The organism is Sphingomonas sp. P4_D12, assembly GCF_056401895.1.
This window is the reverse complement of record NZ_JBFUIL010000006.1, coordinates 283,127-303,316: the sequence shown is the minus strand read 5'-3', so window position 1 is coordinate 303,316 and position 20,190 is coordinate 283,127. Positions and strand designations below refer to the sequence as shown.

Below are 20,190 nucleotides of genomic sequence, written 5' to 3'. Positions count from 1 at the left end.
GACTCTCAGGCTGGCGGGACGTTGAGTTCGGCGACGAAGTCATATGCGTCGCCGCGATACCAGGATTTGGTGAATTCGACCGTACGGCCATCCTGGGTATAACCGCGGCGTTCGATCTCGAGCCCCGGCGAATTGCGCGGGATCGCCAATAATTCGGCCTGCTCGTCGGTGAACAGCACCGCACGGAAGCGCTGCAGCACGCGCACCGGACGGTCATCGCCCAATGCGTCGTAGAGCGATTCGGTCACCGCCTCGAGCCCGGGCAACGAGCTCGCCGGGACGGTCGCATATTCGAGCGCCATCGACACGCCGTCGGCATAGCGGATGCGAGTGAAGCGATAAACCTGGCTGCCGGGGCTGAGCCCCAGCGCCATCGCTTCCTCGGGGGCGACGGTGCCTTCGGTGCGCGCCAGCCACTCGCTGTGCGGCACGCGGCCGCGCGACTGCATGTCCTCGGTGAAGGACGAGATCGTCGCGAAATTCTTCTCGACGCGCGCGGCGACGAAGGTGCCGGCGCCCTGGCGCCGAGTCAGCATCCGCGCGTCGACCAGCCCATCGAGCGCTTTGCGCACGGTGACGCGCGAAACGTTATAGGCCTGGGCAAGATCGCGTTCGGGCGGCAGCGCTTCGTCGGGGGCGAGAACCTGGCGCTCGATCGCGGCGCGCAGCACGCGCTGCAGCTGCTGGTACAGCGGCGCGGTATCTCCTTCCGGCAGCTTTCCTACGCGATCGACGAACATGGCGGACAACCCCCTGACACGACATTCTTTAAGCCATCAGATAATGCCATTTCAATACCAAAGTGCGAAATATTTGCACTGGTATTGATTTTGGTATTGCAATTTAATGACCAATACGCCTTTATGACACTCGCAACAGACCTGATCCGGGCCAAAAATGAGACCGGACAGGGCAGATGGCGACAGTTGGTCGTACTTTGGTACAGTCCAATCCAGGGGTTGAAGGGGAAGATCATGGTCACGTTCCAAACCAAAACGCATCGGGCGATGTTCGCCTGTACCGCAAGCGTGCTCGCGCTGACTATCGCGGCGCCTGCTTTTGCGCAGACCGCTCCAGCAGCGGCGGCGCCTGCCGATGTCGGAGGCAGCGGTCAAGCCACCACTGCCGATCCGCAGGACCAAAGCAACGACATCGTCGTCAGCGGCATCCGCGCCTCGATCCAGGCGTCGCTCGATTCGAAGCGCGCCAATGACGTCGTCTCCGAAGTCGTCACCGCGCAGGATATCGGCAAGTTTCCCGACAAGAACGTCGCCGACTCGCTCGGCCGTCTGACCGGCGTCAACGTCGTCACCGGATCGGCCAATGCTGGCGGCTTCGGCGAGAATCAGTCGGTGTCGATCCGCGGCACCGACCCGACGCTCAATCTGACGTTGCTCGATGGCCATTCGGTCGCGACCGGCGACTGGTTCGTGCTCGACCAGACCAGCGGCGGGCGCAGCTTCGACTTCAGCCTGTTGCCGTCGGAAATCGTCGGCAAGCTGGAAGTCTATAAATCGTCCGAAGCCGACCTGCCTGAAGGCGGCATCGGCGGCACGATCAATCTTCACAGCCGGCGCCCGCTCGATCTGCCGGCCAATTCGTTCAGCCTGACCGCCCAGGCCAATTACAATGACCTGGCCGACAAGGTGAAGCCGCAGGTGTCGGGTCTCTATAGCTGGAAGAACCAGGCGGGGACGGTCGGTCTGCTGATTGCCGGCTATTATCAGGAGCGCGAGTTCCGCCGCGATGGCCAGGAATTCCTCGGCTACACCACGTACAACAATTTCGCCGGCACCAATCAGACGGTCACCGCACCCAATCTGATCGGCGCGGCCTATTTCAGCCAGAAGCGCGTCCGCAAGGGCGGTACCGTCGCGCTGCAATACAAGCCGAACGACCAGTTCGAGGTGACGCTCAACGGCATCTACACGCGGATGGACGCCAACAACGTCAACCGCAACTCGATGGCGTGGATCAGCCGGGTGATCGGCAGCAATTCGACGCCGGGGTCGCCGACCAACGCATTGGGTCCGTACACCGTCACCAACGGCTATCTGACGGCGGCGTCGTGGAACCAGCTCGATGCCAGCGGCAATCCGATCCAGGGCCGCGTCCAGGACGACATCTTCCGCGACGCCTATTCGTCGACCTGGGTGATCAACCTGGAGACCGAGTGGAAGCCGACCGATCACCTGACGCTGTCCGGGGAAGTGGGCTACACCAAGGGTGAGGGTGCCACCAAGGACACTTATGCCTGGGAAACCTATTGGGACACCGGCGTCAATTACGCGCTCGCCGGCAAGGGCGCGACGGTCAATTATCCCGGGCTGCCGACCGACCCGAAATCGGCGGCGTATCTCAACAATTATTACAGCTGGTCGTGGGGCGGCCGCATCCTGTCGCCCGACAAGGAAACCTATGTCCGCGCCGACGCCGAATATAAGTTCGACGGCGATTTCCTGACGGCGATCAAGATCGGCGGCCGGTATACCGACCACACGCGTGAGGTGAACTACACCGCTTATTCCTGGGCCGGGAACGGCCTCTATTCAGGCACCAAGGGTGTCGGACTCGGCACCGTGTTCAACGGCGGCACCACGCCGGACGATTTCCTCGACGGACTGGTCGCCTTCCCGCCTTATTCGATCGCGGACAAGGACAAGGTGCTGGCGACCTTGGCGACGCAGGGCGGCCGCCAATTCGCTTTCTATCCGCAGGCGAGCTTCTCGGTGAAGGAGAAGACCGAGGCGGTCTATGCCATGGCCAAGCTGGGCGGCGAGAGCCAGGGCTGGCGCGGCAATATCGGCGTTCGTGCAGTGCATACCGAACTCAACACCACGCAATACACGCCGAACCCGCTGGCTACTGGCGGCCTCGATCCGGTCTATTCGATGTTCTGCCCGACGCAGTCGGACGGGAAGGCCTGGTGCGACACCAATCGCGTCAATCGTAGCTATTGGGATTTCTTGCCCAGCGCCAACCTGACCGTGAACGCGATGCCCAACCTCCTGATCCGAGCAAGTGCCGCCAAGACGATGACGCGGCCGGGCTATGCTCAGCTCGCCGGCGCCTTCACCGTCAGCGACCTCGCGTTGACCGGTACTTCGGGCGGCAATCCCTATCTGGATCCGACTCGTGCCTGGCAGTTCAACCTTGCGGCCGAATGGTATTACGGCAAGCAGTCGCTGTTCTCGGTCAATTTGTTCTACCTCGACATCGACTCGTACATCACGACGAACACCACGACGCAGTTCCTGATCACGCAGCAGCACCCGGCGGGCGCGAACTTCCTGATCACCGGCCCGGTCAACGGAAAGGGCGGCACCAACAAGGGCGTCGAGGTCAATTGGCAACAGCCGATCTATGGCGGGTTCGGGCTGCTGGCGAACTACACTTATGCCGATGCCAAGGCGGCGGACGGCGGTGTCATCGACGGCAATTCGAAGCACACGTTCAACGTCACGGCCTATTATGAGAATTCGCTGATCTCGACCCGCTTCGCTTATACGTTCCGCTCGAAATTCCGCTCGGGCATCGATCGCTCGACACCGATGTGGCAGGCCGATTTCGGCACGCTCGACGGTTCGCTGACGCTCAACGTGACCAAATATTTCGCGTTGACCGCCGACGCGCAGAATCTGCTCAACCACAAGCTCTATTACTTTGTCGGCGACCCCTCGATCCCGCGCGCTTATTACAACAATGGCCGCACCTTCTGGGTCGGTGGCAAAGTCCACTTCTGACCTGTCGCGCATCGGCAAGACCGAATAGGATTACCCGATGCGCACCGCCCTGTTCGCCGCCGTCATGATCTCGACCATGCCGGCGGCGGCATGGGCATCACCTGACCTCCCCCTGCTGCCGATGCCCGCGACGGTGACGTCGCAGGTCGGCAGCTTTTCTTTTGCCCGCGCGACGATCGCCGCCGACGATGCCGGCGGCACCGCCGCCGCGCGACGCCTGGCCGAACTTGTCGCGCGCACCGGCGGACCGAAGCTGGCGCTGGCCAGAGGGGGCGCGATCCGGTTCCGCCGCGACGCGTCGATCAAAGGGAATGAGGCCTATCGCCTGCGCGTGACGCCGGCCGGCGTTACGGTATCGGCGTCCACCGACACCGGGCTCTATTATGGCGCGACCACTCTATGGCAGCTGATCGCCGCATCGCGCGACGGCCGGATCGGCGCGATGACGATCGACGACGCGCCGGCTTTCACCTGGCGCGGGGTGATGCTCGATTCCGCCAGGCATTTCCAGCCGCCGGTCTATGTCAAACAGCTGATCGATCGCCTGGCGATGGAGAAGCTCAATATCCTGCAATGGCATCTGACCGACGACCAGGGATGGCGGATCCAGATCGACAAATATCCGCGCCTGACCGCGATCGGCGCGTGGCGCCAGCCGGCGGGCGCAGCCGGTGTCGACCCGAAGACCGGCAAGCAGGTGCGCTATGGCGGCTTCTACACCAAGGCAGAGATTCGCGAGATCGTCGCTTATGCCGCGGCGCGGCACGTCACGATCGTGCCCGAGATCGACATGCCGGGCCACGCCACCGCGGCGATCGCCGCCTATCCCGCGCTCGGCTCGACCGCGACCCCGCCCAAGGCTCCCAGTTCCGACTGGGGAGTGATGTACAATCTGTACAACACCGAAGACGCGACCTTTACCTTCCTGACCAATGTGCTCGACGAAGTGCTCGAGCTGTTCCCGTCGCGCTATGTCCATGTCGGCGGCGATGAAGCGGTCAAGGATCAGTGGAAGGCCGATCCGCGCGTCCGGGCGCGGTTGAAGGCGCTGGGGCTGAAGGACGAAGAGCATCTCCAGGGCTGGTTCATGGCGCGGATCGGCGACTATCTCCAGACGCGCGGCCGACGGCTGGTCGGCTGGGATGAGATCTTGGAGGGTAAGGTGCCACCCTCGGCGACGGTGATGTCATGGCACGGCGTGTCCGGCGCGATCACTGCGGCCAAGGCAGGGCACGACACGATCCTGTCGCCCTCGCCCGATTTCTACCTCGACCATATCCAGAGCGATTCAGGCGACGAGCCGCCGGGGCGCGGCGGAGTGATGGACTGGAAGCACATCTATACGTTCGATCCGCTCCCCGATGCGCTGAGCGCGGACGAGCGGCGGCATCTGTTAGGGGTGCAGGTCAATCTGTGGACCGAGCATGTCCGCACCACCGCCTATGCCGATCGCATGCTGTGGCCGCGCGCGGCGGCGCTCGCTGAACTCGGCTGGACGCCGGCGGCGAAGCGTGACTGGAAGGGATTCGCCGCGCGATTGCCGGCGGAGTTCGCGCGCTATCGGCTGCTGGGGCTCGGGTACAATATGACTCCCCTCGAGCCGCTCGCGAGTGTCGATGGCAAGGATGGGGAAGTGACCATCAAGCTTCGCCAGCAGGCCGATGTCGGTACACTGCGCTATACGATCGATGGAAGCGCGCCGAACCCGGCCTCGTTGGTCTATGAAGGTTCGCTGACCTTGCCGGAGGGAACCCGGCTCCGCGCGCGCGCCTTTGCCGGGAGCGAGCCGCTAGGCGCCGGGCGCGACTGGACGCTGACCGCGGCCTTGCTGCGGACTCGCACCGCGACCGAGATGGACTTGTGCACCTCGGCGGTCTCGCTGCGGCTCGAGGATGACGGCGTTACCGACGGGCTACGCCGGGTGCATTGGGGCGACATCTTCCATCCCTGCTGGATCTGGAAGCGCGCCTCGCTCGACGGCATCGCGTCGCTGTCGGCGGAGGTCGGCCAGGTGCCGTTCAACTTCTCGATCGGCGCCGACCTCGCCAAGGTTGTGTTCGACAAACCGCGCACGCCGACCGGCGAGCTCGAGGTCAGGCTCGACCGCTGCGATGGCCCGGTGGTCGCGAGCATTCCGCTCGGCGCCGCGATACGCAATGCCGGCGTCAGCACGATCACCGGATCGCTGCCGCCGCAACAAGGACGCCACGATCTGTGTATGACTTTCACCCAGACCGGCCCCAATCCCCTGTGGATGCTCGACCGGCTGACCCTGGGCCCGGCGAAATGAGCCTGGCCATCGCGAGCCCGCTGGCGGGCTGGGCGACGCGATTGGCCGAGGTGCCCGATCCGGTGTTCGCCGAGAAGATGCTGGGCGACGGCGTCGCGATCGACCCGGTCGAGGGGCGATTGCTAGCACCTGGCGCGGGCGTGGTGGTGTCGGTGCACCCGGCGGGGCATGCGGTGACGCTGCAACTCGATACCGGACCGGTATTGCTGATGCATATCGGGCTGGAGACGGTCGGGCTGGGCGGCGAGGGCTTTGCGCCCAAGGTCGCCGACGGCCAGCGCGTGGCGGCGGGCGAGTTGCTGGTCGAATTCGATCTCGATCGGCTGGCGCGGACGGCGAAGAGCCTGATCACCCCCGTCATCGTCACCAATGGCGACGCGTTCGCAGTCGAGGATCCGGTGAGCGATCGCGCAGTCGCGGCAGGCGAGACGGTGATGCGCTTCCGGTCACTCGGCGATGCGGTCGCGGCGACCGAGGCGACGGCAGCGACCATCAGTCGAACGCTCGACTTGCCGCTCGCTTATGGGTTGCACGCGCGGCCGGCGGCGCGGATCGCGCAACTCGCGGCTAGCTATCCTGGAACGATCGAAATCGTCGCGTCGTCGGGCCGGGCCGCCTCGGCGCGGAGCGCGGTGGCGATGCTTGCGCTGGCGCTGGCGCACGGCGCGGCGATCACAGTGCGCGGTAGCGATGGTGACGGCGTTGCGGCTGTGGCGGACTTGCTGGCGACCGGGATGGGCGAGCTCAAGCCGGTCGGCGGGCCTGCCGAACCGGCACCGAGCGCTGCAATTGCCGAGCTGCCCTCGATTCTGAACGGCGTGACCGCGGTGCCGGGAACGGCGATCGGACCCGCCTTCCGTCCGGTCGATCCGGTCGCCGACATTCCTGAGAACGGCGCGGGAATCGACGCGGAACGCGCCGCACTCACCGGGGCGAAGGATCACGTGCGCGCCGAGCTGTCGGCGGATGCTGCGGGCGAGGGCGATCGCGCGGGCATCGCAGCGGCACATCTCGCTTTGCTCGACGATCCCGAATTGGCGAGCGCAGCCGACGCGGCAATCGCGGCGGGCAAGAGCGCGGGCTTCGCCTGGCGGCAAGCGATCGGTTTCTATGTCGACCAATTGCACGGCGCGGCTGATGCGCGCTTCGCCGAACGGATCGACGATTTCAATGATCTCGGGCGCCGCGTGGTGCTGGCGATCCACGGCGAACCCGATCAGGTCCCGCCGCCGCCCGGCGCGATCCTGATCGCCGATGAACTCTATCCTTCGCAATTGATGGCGCTGGGCGAAGCGGGGTTGGCTGGAATCGCGACCTCGCGCGGTGGGACGACCTCGCACGTCGCGATCATCGCGGCGGGGATGGGGCTGCCGATGCTGGTCTCGCTCGGCGACGCGCTGGGGCGGATCGAGCCGGGCACCGAATTGGTGATCGAGGACGGTGCGCTACGGATCGCGCCTGATGCGGCGGACGTGGCGGCGGTGCGCGCACGGATCGAGACGCGGCAGGTGCGCCGCCAGGCAGCGTTGGCGCATGCCGACGAACCCGCGGTCACTACCGACGGCAGGCGGATCGAGGTGTTCGTCAATCTCGGCTCCGCCGCCGATGCGCGCGCTGCGGTGGCGGAGGGCGCCGAGGGTTGCGGGTTGCTGCGTACCGAATTCCTGTTCCTCGATCGCGCGACGCCGCCCGACGAGGAGGAGCAACGCGCCGCCTATCAGGCGATCGCCGATGCACTGGGCGAGCGGCCGCTGATCGTGCGCACGCTCGATATCGGCGCGGACAAACCGGCGCCCTATCTGACGATCGCGGCCGAGGAGAATCCGGCGCTCGGCTTGCGCGGCATCCGGCTTCAGCTCGCGCGGCGCGATCTGCTCGATGCGCAGTTGCGTGCTTTGCTGCGGGTGAAGGCGCACGCGCCACTCAAGCTGATGCTGCCGATGGTCGCCGATCGTGCCGAGCTGACCGCGGCGCGCGAGGCGCTGGCGCGGCATGCCGACGATCTTGGCGTGGCAGCGCCTGAACTTGGCATCATGGTCGAAACCCCCGCAGCAGCGCTGACCGCGGCGGGACTGGCGGTCGACGCCGACTTCTTCTCGATCGGCAGCAACGACCTCTCGCAATATGCGCTCGCCCGCGACCGCACCAATCCGGCGGTCGCCGCCGGGTTGGATGGACTGCATCCCGCGGTCCTGCGGCTGATCGACGAGACGGTGCGCGGGGGTGCAGTGCACGGACGCTGGACCGGCGTGTGCGGCGGGCTCGCCGCCGATCCGGAGGCAGTGCCTTTATTGATCGGAATGGGCGTGACCGAATTGTCGGTGCCGGGCGCGGCGGTCGCCGAGACCAAGGCATTGGTCCGCACGCTCGATCTCGCCCGATGCCGCGCGATCGCCGCGAAAGCGCTGACCGCGCCCGATGCCGATGCGGTGCGCTCGCTCGTCTCTTCTCTGTCGGAGCAAGGCCAATGAAGCTCTCGCTGCAATCGCTCCAGCCGCTCGGCCGCGCGTTGATGCTGCCGATCGCGGTCCTGCCGATCGCAGGGCTGTTGTTACGCTTGGGCCAGCCCGATCTGCTCGACATCCCGTTCGTCGCCGCGGCGGGGGGGGCGATCTTCGACAATCTCGGCCTGCTGTTCGCCCTCGGCATCGGGGTCGGCATCGCCAAGGACAATAATGGTGCGGCGGGGCTGGCCGGCCTGGTCTGCTTTCTGGTCGCGACGCGCGGGGCGATGACACTGCTTCATGTGCCACCCGACATCACTGCCAATATGGGCAAGGATATCGCCGCGCTGGCCGAGGCGGCGTGGCGCGACAAGGCGATCTCCAAACTGGCGGTGCCGATCGGGATCGCCTCCGGGCTGATCGCGGGGGCGTTCTACAATCGCTATTCGACCATCAGACTGCCGGATTATCTGTCGTTCTTCGGCGGCCGGCGGTTCGTGCCGATCCTGGCGGGGTTCGCCGGGCTGGCGCTCGCGGCCTTCGTCGGCTTCGGCTTCGCGCCGATTGACGCGGGCGTGGACGGGCTGAGCTATGGCGTCGTCCAGTCGGGAACGATCGGGCTGTTCGTCTATGGCGTGCTCAACCGGCTGCTGATCGTGACCGGCCTGCACCATGTGCTCAACAACGTCGCCTGGTTCATCATCGGCGATTTCCACGGCAAGACCGGCGACCTCAACCGCTTCTTCGCCGGCGATCCCAGCGCGGGCGGGTTCATGTCGGGATTCTTCCCGGTGATGATGTTCGGCCTGCCCGCCGCCTGCCTGGCGATGTACCGCTCCGCCTTGCCCGAGCGGCGCCAGGCGGTGGGTGGCATGCTGACCTCGATGGCACTGACGGCCTTCCTGACCGGGGTGACCGAGCCGATCGAGTTCACCTTCATGTTCCTCGCGCCGTTGCTCTATTTCATGCACACGATCCTGACCGGCGTGGCGATGGCGCTGATGCACATTCTGGGCGTGCATCTGGGGTTCGGCTTTTCGGCCGGGTTCTTCGATTACGTGCTCAATTTCTCCAAGTCGACGCGGCCGTTGCTGTTGCTCCCGGTCGGGCTGGCCTATTTCGCGATCTATTACGGCACCTTCCGCTGGGCGATCGTGAAGTTCGACCTCAAGACGCCAGGCCGCGAGCCCGAGGAGGCGGAGGAAGAAGGTGCCGCCCCGCTGCCGGCCGAACGTGGACTGGCGTTCGTCGAGGCACTGGGCGGGGCGGGCAATCTCGCCAGTATCGATGCCTGCACGACGCGGCTCCGCCTGGTGGTCAACGATCAGGCGAAGGTCAGTGAAGCGCGGCTCAAGAAGCTCGGCGCCAGGGGCTTCATCCGCCCGAGCGCGCAGGGACTGCAGGTGGTGCTCGGTCCGATCGCCGATTCGGTGGCCATGGAGATGCGCGCGGCGGCGGGGCCGTTATCCGCTGCCGTAGCGGTGGCCGAAAGCCGGCCGACAGTGACGGCCGCCGATCCGGCGCCGTGGCTCGCTGCGTTGGGCGGACGCGGCAATATTTCCGCATCTGGCGCGGCATCGAGCCGATTGTGGGTCGATCTCGCCGATCCGGCGCGCGCCGACGAGGCGGCGCTGCGGCAACTCGGCGTGCGGATGATCGCACGGCCCTCGGCCAATGCGCTGCACCTGATTTTGGGCGCCGATGCCGCGTCGGTCGCGGCGGGGCTTCAGGCGGCGTAGCCGCCCCTGGCAATTGCCTCGGCCAGGATGGCGCGTGCCGGCTCGAGTTCGCGCGCATAATGCCGCCAGCGCCCGATCGAACGATCGTTGAGCGGTTCCTGGACCTGCGCATAGCTCGGGGTCGGGGCGAAGCGCTGGCTTTCGTGGAAAGCGAGCTGACCAGGCTCCATCGGCAGACCGATATGCGCCATCAGCGCTTCGGTTTCGCCCATCTGCGCAGCGACGAAATTCTCGTAGCGGAGCTGATGCGGCGCAATCCCCGGCAGTTTCCGCCACTCGGCCATCAGCGTGTCGATCAGCGCATAATGGCGCGCGGCATCCTCGAGCCGATAGCCGCAATTGAAGCCATGGGTGAAATCGTGGCTCATCGCCGACACCATCACGTCGAGCGGATGACGCCCGACGGCGACCAAAGGCGCTGCGGGAAAAGCGAGGCGTAGCAGCGGCAGATACAGTTCGTTGAGCGGCATCTTGTCGGTGAAGAACGATGTTCCGGGTGCGAGCAGCCCGAACGCTTCGGCGCGGGCAACATAATGGTCGCGCAGATCGATCGCCAATGTGGCGCGGGTTGCGGCGTCGAGGTCGTTGACATGCGTGGGAAAGGCGCCGCGGGTCCGTTCCGTCGCCATCGCCGCCAATTCGGCGGCGAAGGGCAGCTCGCCGCCAGCGCGGACGCCGGAATGGCTCGCCAGCACTTGTTCGGTCAGCGTGGTGCCCGAGCGCGGGAAGCCGAGGATGAAGATCGGTTGCGGTACATCGTCGCGGACCGATGCGGGGGCCAGTGCGGCAAACCGCTCGGGCCGGAAAAACGAGGTGAGATCGGCGATCAGGCGCTCGACCTCGGCGCGCGCATAGCGGCGGGCTGACGCAGCGGAAAGCGCGGCCTTGCCGTCGGTGAAGTCGCGCCAGGCCTCGGCGTGGCGGCCGGCGCGATCGCGCATGCGCCCGCGCTGGAGCAGGGCGGCACCCGACAGGCCGGGCTCCGCATCGAGCAGCGCCAGCCCGTCGCGCCAATCCTCGGTGCGCGACAGCAATGCTGCGCGCTGCAAGGTAACGTCGCTGCCTTGCGCCCGCGCCAGCCGCTCGGCGCGGTCGAGCATCGCCGCCGCCTCGTCGAACCGCCGGGCCTGTTCGAGCAACTCGGCCAGCCAGGCGAGCGGCGGCAACGCGTCGGGCATCGCGGCGACGGCGCGGCGCAGCAGCGGCTCGGCGTCCGACAGCGCTCCCTGCCGCTGCAGATTGCGGCCGAGATTGGCGAGCAATTGCGGATGCTCGCCGGCCAGCGCGATCGCCCGGCGCAGATGGGTGGCGCCGGCGACCAGCTCCTCGCGTTCGGACAGGATATTGCCGAGCATCATTTCGGGTTGCGGATTGCCGGGATCCGCGGCGATGGCGGCACGGCAGGCTGCCTCCGCCGCGACCACGCGTCCGCTGTCGAACAACATCATGGCAAGGTCGTCATGCGGCCAGCGCGGGCGGGAGTCGATCGCGATCGCTTCGCGCAACAGCCGTTCGGCACCGGCCACGTCGCCGCGCCCGCTATGGGTCAAAGCGAGAATTTCGATCGCATCGAGCGATGCTCGATCCTGCGACCGCGCTTCGGCCGCCAGCTTTTCCGCCTCCGCATGGCGCCCGGACTGAAACGCGGCGCGGGCGCGGGCGACCAGATCGCTGGCGGAAGAAAAAGGGGACATGGCGTCGGATAACGCCATGTCCCGCTCTAAGGAAGCCGATGCTAAAGGGAGGCTCGGCTCTGGACTAGGGTATTCAGACTGCCGGCAAACAATCTGGGGGTCGGAACCGCCCACCCTTGCGATGCAAAAGGGAAGCTGGGGTGGGCGGTTCCGATACAACCGGGATAACGGCGGGAGGTCGGCGCCGCATGTCCCGGTCGTAACGAAAGATTGCTGGAGCAATCCTACGCAGCGAGGCGAGCGAGCCGTCCGTCGGCGCCGAGCAGGGTGACACTGGCCCCGCTCGCGCGGCGCCGTGCCAGCCACTCGCGGAACAGTTCCGCGCAACTGTGATCGACCGCCGCCAGCCCGCGGACGTCGATCGTCAGCGGTTTGTCGGCAGGCGCCTTGTCGAGCGCGTCGCTCAGTCGCGGCAGTTGGACGAAGGTCGCGGTGCCCGACAGGCTGATCGCGGCATGCTCGTCCACTTCCTGGTGATCGACGCCGAGCTTGAGGCGCTTGATGTGCGGGATCACTTCGATCAGCGACAGTGCGATGCCGACCAGCACGCCGGTCAATAGATCCTCGGCGACGACGATCACCAGGGTGGCTGCCCAGATCACCGCGGGCAGCACACCGTGATGGCGGAACAGCTCGCGGACATGCGCGACATTGACCAGCTTCCAGCCGGTGACGACCAGCACTGCGCCCAGCGCCGCCATCGGAATCTCGCGCAGCAGCCAGGGCAGCAGGGCGACGAAACCCAGGATCCAGACGCCATGCAGGATCGCCGACAGCCGCGTCACCGCGCCTGCCTGAACGTTGGCCGAGCTGCGCACGATGACGCCGGTCATCGGCAAGGCGCCGGCCGCTCCGCACAGCAGGTTGCCGATACCCTGCGCGCGCAATTCCTTGTTGTAATCGGTGCGGACGCCGTTGTGCATCTTGTCGACCGCAGCTGCCGACAGCAGCGTTTCCGCGCTGGCGATGAAGGCAATGGCCAGCGCAGCGGCCAGCGTCGACGGCTTGAGCCAGGTGGCGAACACCGACGCGTCGGGCAGCGACACCGCGGCGGCGATCGATTGCGGCACGTCGACCCGGGTGACGTCGAGCCCGAACAGATAGGCAGCCAGCGTGCCGGCAATCACCCCGAGCAACGCGCCGGGGACGAGGCGCAAAGCGGTTGGGCGCAATTTCTCCCAGCTGATCATCACCCCGATCGTCAGCAGCGCGATGAGCAGCGCGAGCTCAGTGGCTTTGGCATTGGCTGGGTCAAGGCCGAGCAGGCGGCCGGGCATGGCGGCGAGATTCTCGAGCCCGCTCGACAGTGGCTTGGCGTCGAACAAGACGTGGAACTGACCGACCACGATCAGCACGCCGATTCCGGCGAGCATGCCATGGACCACGGCAGGCGAGATCGCGCGGAACCAGCCGCCGAGTTTGAAAATGCCCGCGACGACCTGGATCAGCCCGGCGAGGATCAGGATCGGACCGAGCGCGGACAGGCCCTGATCGCGGATAAGCTCGAACACGATCACCGCCAGGCCGGCGGCAGGGCCGCTGACCTGGAGCGGCGATCCCGCCAGCATGCCGACGACGAGGCCGCCGATGATGCCGGTGATCAGTCCTTTTTCGGGCGGCACGCCCGAGGCGATGGCGATGCCCATGCACAGCGGCATCGCGACGAGGAAAACGACGATCGAGGCAGTGAAGTCGCGGACGAGGAATCCGCTTGCCGGCTTGGCCAGGCTCATTCCGCCGCCTCCGCGAAATCCTCGTCCATCGCCAGGCGCTGCGCGGCGGCCAGCGCCACGGGAAGCGGGCGATCGTCGCGGATCGGCAGGAAGCGCCCGGTATCGCCGTCGAGCCCGAGCATCACGCCCTCATGGATATCGACGAACCAGCCGTGGAGCGAGATTTCGCCACGCGCGATCCCCGCCGCGACTGCCGGGTGCGTGCGAAGGTGCGCGAGCTGGACGACGACATTCTCCAGGCTGGCGGCGCGAACGCGCTCGTTGTTGGTGAGCGGGCCATAGCCGGCGCGCACGACGCTTTCGGCGGCATGGCTGTGGCGCAGCCAGGCGGCGACGTTAGGCATGCCCTCGAGCAATTCGGGGTTCATCAGCGCCTTCATCGCGCCACAGTCGGAATGGCCGCAGACGATGATGTCGCGCACGCCGAGCGCGAGCACGGCATATTCGACGGTCGACGACACGCCGCCATTCTGTGTCGCGAACGGGGGGACGATGTTGCCCGCATTGCGGCAGACGAACAGGTCGCCGGGCTCGGCCTGCATGATCAGCTCGGGCACCACGCGGCTGTCGGCGCACGAGATGATCAATGCCTTTGGGCTCTGCCCGTCCACCGCGAGCTTGGCATAGAGGTCGTTGCTGGGAAAAACGCGCTTTTCGAAATCGAAAACGCGTCCGATCAGATCGTTCACGGCAGATGCTCCTCTTGGCTGGTTGCCGGGAAGAGCTAGGGTGTTGAATTTGCCGCAGTGCAGCGCGGGCGTAAGGAAATGTTGCCGACGGCGCAGCCGCTTAGTCGCCGGTGACGAGATCAGTTCGCTTCGGTGCTTGTACTCACCCGACCAAACACGATCGACCGGCCGTAGCGGTCAAGCAGCAGATTGCCGTTATCGATCCGCAACGGCGTCTCGGCGAATGCGACCTTGCCGAGGTCGTTCTGCTCGAACCGGACGTGGACGCGCGAGGCCGGGGTGCCGTCGAGGGGAAAGGCACCGCTACGAAGTTCGTACACGCCCAATACCAGGCGCAACGATACCGGCCGGTCGCCGGGCGCTAACGGAATCGCGTCGCTGTCGTCGGACAATGGACCGCCGACGGATCGGCCATCGGCGAGGCCGATTTCGGCATCGAAATATTGCCTCGTCCAGCCCTTGGGCAAATCGAGCACGAGACGCGTCTTCCCGTCGGATGCGGGTCTTTGCTCCAGCAGCGTGAACTTCGGCGGTGTGACTGGATCGCTCGTCAGGAGGACAACATTGCCCTCCACGCGCCAGGTGCCGCTCGCGCTCTCATCCAGCGCGCCATAGGACAATCCATAGTAGAACCGCCCATCCGCCCGCAGCTCGAGGCCGACCGCCATTTCCATCTGGTGGCCATCATAGGTTCCGACCAATGACGATGAACTCGCCGGCGGGCTCTGCCAGACCGCGCCGGATGAGGTGGCCGCTGCGATCGCAAGCAAAAACCCGCCCATTGCGGCGGTCATCATGTAATTCCGCAGGTGCCGCGCGATGGAAGGCATGTGGCCATAGTAGACGCCTCCGTAACGACCGTACAGGCAGGGCCGATTCTGGCAAGATGCGCATCGCGACGACCTTAATGCCTAGCTTATGCGAGCTGGCTGCAATCGCCGTCGAACCTTAACGGCCGACTCTCCTATCTTGCTGCCAGCACCGACGATGACCGGCGCCTGCAACGAGCGTGATGGCGATGAGCGATGGAAATGACCGGAACAATGACGATCGCCCTGCTGGCGAGCATCCTGATAGCTGCGGCGATGGCGTGCGGGTTGGGCAAGCGGCAAGCGCCACGAGTCGGCGACTACGCGCCGCCGGCGCCCGACCCGACGCGGGGCTTTCGCGATCCGTCGCTTTGACGACCTTCTGGCAACGCGTCGATCCACGGCCTGGTGAGGAGCGTTGAACGATGGCGAGTCCAGCCTATCGCGTCGATCGCTGGCCGGTGACTGCGCAGCCGGGCGAGCAGAGTAGCGACGGCGATGTCCGCGCAAAGATCGACGCGGTGCTCCGCGACTTGCGCCTGCGGGCCGGCACGCGCTCCGCATTGTCGATCTAGGCTGCGGCACCGGCGGCTGGCTGATCGCCACGGCAAAGCGTGCCCGCGACCTGGGGTTCACCGCGATAGAGGGGCGCGGCGTCGATCGCGATCCCGACGCGATCGAGCGCGCCTGGGCGGCAACGCTCGTCCGGCGCGACCCGGCGATCGGCTTGACCTTCGAAATCGGATCGATCGCGCGCGCCGTCGACGAGGAAAGCGAGGAGGGCTGCGATCTCATTCTGTGCCTCGACCGCGGCCTCGATGAGGTCGATCCCAGCGGGGTTGCGGGACTGGTGCGGGCGATGCTGCTCTGCGCCGATGCCGCGGCGTTCGTGACGATCGGTAGCGGGCAACACCGGCGCGTGATCGAGGCGTTGCCGCTCGGGCCGCGTTAGGTCCGTACTCAAATACCGCGAGGATCGTGACGGCTCAGCCAGCACCGCGCCTGTTTTCGTGTCGTAGCCGACGAAAGAGCAGGACTAGCCCTGCCAGGACGAAACAAAGCCACGGCACCGCCAGCCAGTCGATCCAGTCCGGGCCGGTCGGCGCACTGGTCTGGCTGTCGGTATAGGCGGCCAGCAGCACCAGCGCGACAGCGTGCGCCAGGACCAGCCACAGGCTATCGGAAGTGATTGTCCAGGAACGCTTGTCCGCGGGTTTGGTCAGCAATGTCCGGATCGCCGATAAGAGCGCGGCAACGATGAATATCCCGCCGCCTGCGACGAGGACCAGCCCGAGCAACAGGCCGTCTAATCGGATCGCGATGTCGCTCAATTGCCCTCCCTGGCGTCGGCCCCGCTCAATGAGCCGATCGCACGAATATCATCGGTCGGACTCAACCGTCCCGTTTTTTGCCGCGCAGCGCCTTGCACACCTCGGCCGGCCCGGCTGCCAGTATGGCGGCGATGATGAACGCCGATAAGAACGGCGCCAGGATGATCCCGATATACGTGCTCTTCAGCACGGATTTCTTGATCGGATCGGGGTCCATGGTCGATTCATATCAGTTTCGTCGACCACTGGGCAGCCCGCTGGGCGCGCTACTCGGCGATCGCCGCCCCGCGCGGCAGCGTGATCCGCGCGCTGAGCCCGCCCGACGGCGCACTATCGAGCGCGAACTCGCCGCCATGCGCCGCCACCGCGCGCTGGACGATGGCGAGGCCGAGGCCGAACCCCTGCGTATCGCGGCCGCGCGCGTCGTCGAGGCGGACGAACGGTTCGAGCGCGCGGGCACGATCCTCTGGCGCGATACCGGGGCCATTGTCCTCGACCGCGATCGTCACTCGATCGGGAGTGGCATCGAGCCGAATGTCGACGCGCTTGCCGTAATGAAGCGCATTCTCGACCAGGTTGGTGACCGCACGCTTCAGCGCGACGCGGCGGACGATCAGTTCGCAATGATCGGGGCCGTGATATTTGGCCTTGCCGCCACGATCGACGGCGTCATCGGCGAGAGTCGCGCACATCACCGCGAGGTCGGTCGCGCTGGGCGCTTCCCCGTCGGCTTCGTCCTCGCCTGATAGATAGGCAAGCAACGACGCGACCATCTGGTCCATCTCGACCACGTCGTGCTGGATCGCGTTGCGCAACTCCTCCTCGTCGATCGCGTCGGCGCGCAGATGGAGGCGAGCGAGCGGGGTGCGGAAATCGTGGCCGACCGCGGCGAGCGCCTGGGTGCGGTCGGCGATCAATGTGTGGATGCGCGCCTGCATCGCGTTGAACGCGACGATCACATCGCGCACTTCGCTCGGACCGCGCTCGGGCACCGCTTCGACTTCGCCATGGCCAACGCGGTCGGCGGCGCGGGCAAGATCGCGCATCGGGCGCAGCATCTGGCGCACCAGCAATCCGCCGATCAGGATCAGGGCGACCGCCGGGGTCAGCGCGAGCAGGATGCGGCTGACCGCCATGTCGAGCGCGCGCACCGGTTGGCGTGTGCGAAACGTGACCCAGCTGGCATCGTCGAGCCGGAACGCGCCGGTGATGAAGCCGTCGCGCCCCGGCGAGGTCAGGCTGAGGCGGAGGTCGCGCCCATCGAGGTCGGGTTCCCAGGCGAGCACTTGCTCGGTCAATTTGTCGAGCGACGGTGCGACCGCGGGCGATTTGGGCAGTACCGCGCGCCATGCGACCGCGTAGCGCGACGTAGTGAGCTCGGACGCCATCGTGCTGCGCTCGCCGATCGGCGCTTCCTCGATCAGCTTGCTGGCGATGACGAGGTGCTCGGCGAGCCGGTGCGCTTCGTCCTGGCGCACCGAGAACTGGCTGGCGCGCTCATACAGGAATGTGCTGGCGCCATATTCGACCAGCACCGCGAGCAGCAGGATCGCGAAGACGCGGCCGATCAGCCCCAGAGTGAGATGGGGCAGGCGCGTCAACGCCGCTCGACCGCGACGTTGAGCATATAGCCGACGCCGCGCACGGTGATGATCGGGGCGGGCTTGCCCGCGCTCGACAATTTGCGGCGCAGACGGCTGATCAACACGTCGACGCTGCGGTCCGAACTGTCGCCGAGTCGGGTGCGCGACAGCTCGATCAGGCGTTCGCGTGCGATCACGCGCTGGGCGTTGTCGCACAAGGCGACGAGCAGATCGAACTCGGCGCCGGTCAGCTCGACCGCGGCGCCGGTCGGCGACAGCAATTCGCGGCGCGGCAGATTGACCGTCCAGCCCTCGAAGCTGAGCTCGCCTTTCTCGCGATCGGCGGGGCCGCGCTCGATCGCATGGCGGCGCAAGACGGCGCGTATGCGGGCGACCAGCTCGCGCGTGCCGAATGGCTTGGCGAGATAATCGTCGGCACCGAGTTCGAGCCCCACGACGCGATCGGTCTCGCTGCTCTTGGCCGAGATGAAGATGATCGGCACCTCGCTCGTGCGGCGAAGCTCGCGGCACAAATCGATGCCGCTGGTGCCGGGCAGCATGATGTCGAGCAGGACGAGATCGACGGGGCCTTGTTCGAACGCGCGCCACATTTCGGGCGCGGTCGCGGCGGGCCGGACATTATAGCCATTCTCCTGTAGCGCGCGGGTAGTGAGCGTGCGGAGCGGCGGGTCGTCCTCGACCAGGACGATGTTGGGGGCGGTCATCGGACGGCCTCTATCGGTGTCATGCGCTGGACCTAGTCGCGCGACGCTCCGCCCTCAAGGTTGCCGCCCCGGGCCGGCAATGATTTGTTACGGAGCGGCAAGGCGGCGCGACGGACCGAATGGCAGGAAGCGGGCTCTTCAAAAAGGAGTCCAATGTGAAATCCGTCCTGATCGCCGTGGCCGCCGCGCTTGTCCTGCCGCTGCCCGCCGCCGCGCAATCGCTCGATGAAACGCACGAACTGGTCTGGCACCCGGCCGGCAAGACCCCTGCGGCCACCTATCGCATGCGCGACCGTCCGGCATGCACCCCGACCGCTGGGCATCACCAATCGGGCAAGACTGCGATGCCGACGAAGAAGGCTTGCCTTGTGGAAGTGGCGAAGGCGCCGGCCGCAGCGAAGGGTGGAGAGCCAGCGATCGGGCAATAACGGGGCTTCCCCACCCGCCAAGTTCAAAGGCCGTCTCGCCCGTTTCGCAGCTCAAGGCAGCGCGAGTTGCGCCTTGGCGACCTGTTGCAGCTGGACCGCGACCCGGGGATCGATGCCGAGATCGTCGGCGGCGCGCTCATTGGCGCCCAGCCTGGTCGGGTCGACCCCGGTGACGCGGCCGAACACGACCAACGCCTCCAGATAATAGCCGAAGATACTGGCGTGGTAATGGTCGTAGGTCCACAGATCGACCTGGCCGAACGCGACGCCGTTATAGGGATCGGGGTCGGCGATTCCGCTCGCGATCGCGCGGTTCCATGCCTCCCCGACAGGGAGGACGCCGCGGAACGCAGGCGACAGCGCGCGAACCCCCTCGGCCGCGCGGCGCAAATCCTGCGCCATTGCCGTGATCGGCTTGCCCGACCAGGGGCTGCCCGGCAGATAGACCAGATCTGCGCGGCTCCAGGTCGCCATCAGATAGACGTCGACCCGCGGGTTGTTGCGCGCGAACATCGCTGCGAATTGCGGGGCATAGGTGCGGTAGTCGGTCGGGTCGCCCGGACGCTCGCGGTCGAGCGTGCTCAGCTCCTGGAGGACGACGACATCCCATTGCCGGGAGACCAACTGACGGCGCTGGTTCCAGTGGAAGCCGAGCGTCTTGCCGCCATCCGTCTCCAGCGCCACCGTATAATTGAGCCCCGATTCGGCAGCGAACAATTTGAACAGAGCCGGCACGCCGCCATAGCCGTCGCCGTTCAGATCGATCACGGTGTTGTTGCGATAGCGTTTGACCGCCGAATGCGCCCCTTGGGTGAAGCTGTTGCCGATGAACAGGATCGAGCGCGGCCGAGCAGCCGTCGCGGCCGGGGGCGCGGCGGTCGTAGCCGGTGGCGGCGGGGCCACCTGCGCCGCCGCCGGGGTGGCGGCGATAGTGGCAAGTGTGAAACCGAGCGCGGCGCCAAACAGGGCAAGTCGCTTCATC

General features: G+C 66.3%; 18 protein-coding genes. 8 read left to right on the top strand and 10 right to left on the bottom strand.

The annotated features are described in order from the left end of the window. Positions 1 to 5 precede the first annotated feature (5 nt). On the bottom strand, positions 6 to 740 hold the full coding sequence (locus AC1DSD_RS13960) for a GntR family transcriptional regulator (RefSeq protein ID WP_478030907.1): 735 nt from the start codon (positions 738 to 740) through the stop codon (positions 6 to 8). A gap of 234 nt (positions 741 to 974) precedes the next feature. Here AC1DSD_RS13960 and AC1DSD_RS13955 point away from each other — a divergent pair, with 234 nt between their 5' ends. From AC1DSD_RS13955 to nagE, 4 genes are read left to right on the top strand one after another with little or no spacing between them, the layout of a single operon-like run. Then, on the top strand, positions 975 to 3,743 hold the full coding sequence (locus AC1DSD_RS13955; RefSeq protein WP_478030905.1) for a TonB-dependent receptor: 2,769 nt from the start codon (positions 975 to 977) through the stop codon (positions 3,741 to 3,743). A gap of 37 nt (positions 3,744 to 3,780) precedes the next feature. After that, a complete protein-coding gene (locus AC1DSD_RS13950) occupies positions 3,781 to 6,033 on the top strand; it encodes a family 20 glycosylhydrolase (protein ID WP_478030903.1) in 2,253 nt (750 codons plus the stop codon). After that, positions 6,030 to 8,504: a phosphoenolpyruvate--protein phosphotransferase gene (gene ptsP / locus AC1DSD_RS13945; RefSeq protein WP_478030901.1), complete on the top strand. Its 2,475-nt coding sequence runs from the start codon at positions 6,030 to 6,032 to the stop codon at positions 8,502 to 8,504. The genes AC1DSD_RS13950 and ptsP overlap by 4 nt, the downstream gene beginning before the upstream one ends. Further along, complete coding sequence (gene nagE, locus AC1DSD_RS13940) at positions 8,501 to 10,216, top strand: N-acetylglucosamine-specific PTS transporter subunit IIBC (RefSeq protein WP_478030899.1); 1,716 nt, start codon at positions 8,501 to 8,503, stop codon at positions 10,214 to 10,216. Before ptsP ends, nagE begins: the two co-directional genes overlap by 4 nt. Here nagE and AC1DSD_RS13935 read toward each other — a convergent pair. From AC1DSD_RS13935 to AC1DSD_RS13920, 4 genes are all read right to left on the bottom strand, one after another. Then, entirely contained in the window at positions 10,204 to 11,928 is a 1,725-nt protein-coding gene (locus AC1DSD_RS13935) for a sulfotransferase family protein (protein WP_478030897.1), read from the bottom strand. The two genes, nagE and AC1DSD_RS13935, sit on opposite strands and share 13 nt — an antisense overlap. Positions 11,929 to 12,134: 206 nt before the next feature. Continuing rightward, positions 12,135 to 13,643 (bottom strand): SulP family inorganic anion transporter, encoded by a 1,509-nt coding sequence (locus AC1DSD_RS13930; RefSeq protein WP_478030895.1) that lies wholly within the window; start codon positions 13,641 to 13,643, stop codon positions 12,135 to 12,137. Continuing rightward, positions 13,640 to 14,332: a carbonic anhydrase gene (locus AC1DSD_RS13925; RefSeq protein ID WP_478030893.1), complete on the bottom strand. Its 693-nt coding sequence runs from the start codon at positions 14,330 to 14,332 to the stop codon at positions 13,640 to 13,642. The genes AC1DSD_RS13930 and AC1DSD_RS13925 overlap by 4 nt, the downstream gene beginning before the upstream one ends. 119 nt (positions 14,333 to 14,451) lie before the next feature. Next, positions 14,452 to 15,126, bottom strand: coding sequence for a hypothetical protein (locus tag AC1DSD_RS13920; RefSeq protein WP_478030891.1), 675 nt, complete (start codon positions 15,124 to 15,126; stop codon positions 14,452 to 14,454). A 237-nt stretch (positions 15,127 to 15,363) separates the two neighbouring features. Here AC1DSD_RS13920 and AC1DSD_RS13915 point away from each other — a divergent pair, with 237 nt between their 5' ends. The 3 genes from AC1DSD_RS13915 to AC1DSD_RS13905 are packed head-to-tail and all read left to right on the top strand — an operon-like array spanning position 15,364 to position 16,093. Beyond that, complete coding sequence (locus AC1DSD_RS13915; protein ID WP_478030890.1) at positions 15,364 to 15,516, top strand: hypothetical protein; 153 nt, start codon at positions 15,364 to 15,366, stop codon at positions 15,514 to 15,516. Between the two features lie 50 nt (positions 15,517 to 15,566). Continuing rightward, positions 15,567 to 15,716, top strand: a complete 150-nt coding sequence (locus AC1DSD_RS13910) for a hypothetical protein (RefSeq protein WP_478030888.1) — start codon at positions 15,567 to 15,569, stop codon at positions 15,714 to 15,716. After that, positions 15,704 to 16,093: a methyltransferase domain-containing protein gene (locus tag AC1DSD_RS13905; protein ID WP_478031363.1), complete on the top strand. Its 390-nt coding sequence runs from the start codon at positions 15,704 to 15,706 to the stop codon at positions 16,091 to 16,093. The genes AC1DSD_RS13910 and AC1DSD_RS13905 overlap by 13 nt, the downstream gene beginning before the upstream one ends. Positions 16,094 to 16,127: 34 nt before the next feature. On the opposite strand, the gene AC1DSD_RS13900 is transcribed toward AC1DSD_RS13905, so the two are convergent. From AC1DSD_RS13900 to AC1DSD_RS13885, 4 genes are all read right to left on the bottom strand, one after another. Further along, complete coding sequence (locus AC1DSD_RS13900) at positions 16,128 to 16,472, bottom strand: hypothetical protein (RefSeq protein ID WP_478030887.1); 345 nt, start codon at positions 16,470 to 16,472, stop codon at positions 16,128 to 16,130. 61 nt (positions 16,473 to 16,533) lie between these two features. Beyond that, the gene (locus AC1DSD_RS13895) at positions 16,534 to 16,689 is read right to left on the bottom strand and encodes a hypothetical protein (RefSeq protein ID WP_478030885.1); all 156 of its coding nucleotides are present in this window, start codon (positions 16,687 to 16,689) and stop codon (positions 16,534 to 16,536) included. A 49-nt stretch (positions 16,690 to 16,738) separates the two neighbouring features. Beyond that, entirely contained in the window at positions 16,739 to 18,073 is a 1,335-nt protein-coding gene (locus AC1DSD_RS13890) for an ATP-binding protein (protein WP_478030883.1), read from the bottom strand. Then, complete coding sequence (locus tag AC1DSD_RS13885) at positions 18,070 to 18,780, bottom strand: response regulator (protein WP_478030881.1); 711 nt, start codon at positions 18,778 to 18,780, stop codon at positions 18,070 to 18,072. Before AC1DSD_RS13885 ends, AC1DSD_RS13890 begins: the two co-directional genes overlap by 4 nt. A 155-nt stretch (positions 18,781 to 18,935) precedes the next feature. Here AC1DSD_RS13885 and AC1DSD_RS13880 point away from each other — a divergent pair, with 155 nt between their 5' ends. Further along, the gene (locus AC1DSD_RS13880) at positions 18,936 to 19,208 is read left to right on the top strand and encodes a hypothetical protein (protein ID WP_478030880.1); all 273 of its coding nucleotides are present in this window, start codon (positions 18,936 to 18,938) and stop codon (positions 19,206 to 19,208) included. A 51-nt stretch (positions 19,209 to 19,259) separates the two neighbouring features. Here AC1DSD_RS13880 and AC1DSD_RS13875 read toward each other — a convergent pair whose 3' ends face one another. Further along, a complete protein-coding gene (locus AC1DSD_RS13875; RefSeq protein WP_478030879.1) occupies positions 19,260 to 20,189 on the bottom strand; it encodes a PEP-CTERM sorting domain-containing protein in 930 nt (309 codons plus the stop codon). Position 20,190: the final 1 nt, after the last annotated feature.

Coding starts and splice junctions, on each gene's coding strand:
- AC1DSD_RS13920 (WP_478030891.1), bottom strand. CDS start 15,126: ATGACCGCCGCAATGGGCGGGTTTTTGCTTGCGATCGCAGCGGCCACC.
- AC1DSD_RS13885 (WP_478030881.1), bottom strand. CDS start 18,780: ATGACCGCCCCCAACATCGTCCTGGTCGAGGACGACCCGCCGCTCCGC.
- AC1DSD_RS13895 (WP_478030885.1), bottom strand. CDS start 16,689: ATGGACCCCGATCCGATCAAGAAATCCGTGCTGAAGAGCACGTATATC.
- nagE (WP_478030899.1), top strand. CDS start 8,501: ATGAAGCTCTCGCTGCAATCGCTCCAGCCGCTCGGCCGCGCGTTGATG.
- AC1DSD_RS13950 (WP_478030903.1), top strand. CDS start 3,781: ATGCGCACCGCCCTGTTCGCCGCCGTCATGATCTCGACCATGCCGGCG.
- AC1DSD_RS13910 (WP_478030888.1), top strand. CDS start 15,567: ATGGCGAGTCCAGCCTATCGCGTCGATCGCTGGCCGGTGACTGCGCAG.
- AC1DSD_RS13935 (WP_478030897.1), bottom strand. CDS start 11,928: ATGGCGTTATCCGACGCCATGTCCCCTTTTTCTTCCGCCAGCGATCTG.
- AC1DSD_RS13960 (WP_478030907.1), bottom strand. CDS start 740: ATGTTCGTCGATCGCGTAGGAAAGCTGCCGGAAGGAGATACCGCGCCG.
- AC1DSD_RS13915 (WP_478030890.1), top strand. CDS start 15,364: ATGACCGGAACAATGACGATCGCCCTGCTGGCGAGCATCCTGATAGCT.
- AC1DSD_RS13930 (WP_478030895.1), bottom strand. CDS start 13,643: ATGAGCCTGGCCAAGCCGGCAAGCGGATTCCTCGTCCGCGACTTCACT.
- ptsP (WP_478030901.1), top strand. CDS start 6,030: ATGAGCCTGGCCATCGCGAGCCCGCTGGCGGGCTGGGCGACGCGATTG.
- AC1DSD_RS13875 (WP_478030879.1), bottom strand. CDS start 20,189: ATGAAGCGACTTGCCCTGTTTGGCGCCGCGCTCGGTTTCACACTTGCC.
- AC1DSD_RS13955 (WP_478030905.1), top strand. CDS start 975: ATGGTCACGTTCCAAACCAAAACGCATCGGGCGATGTTCGCCTGTACC.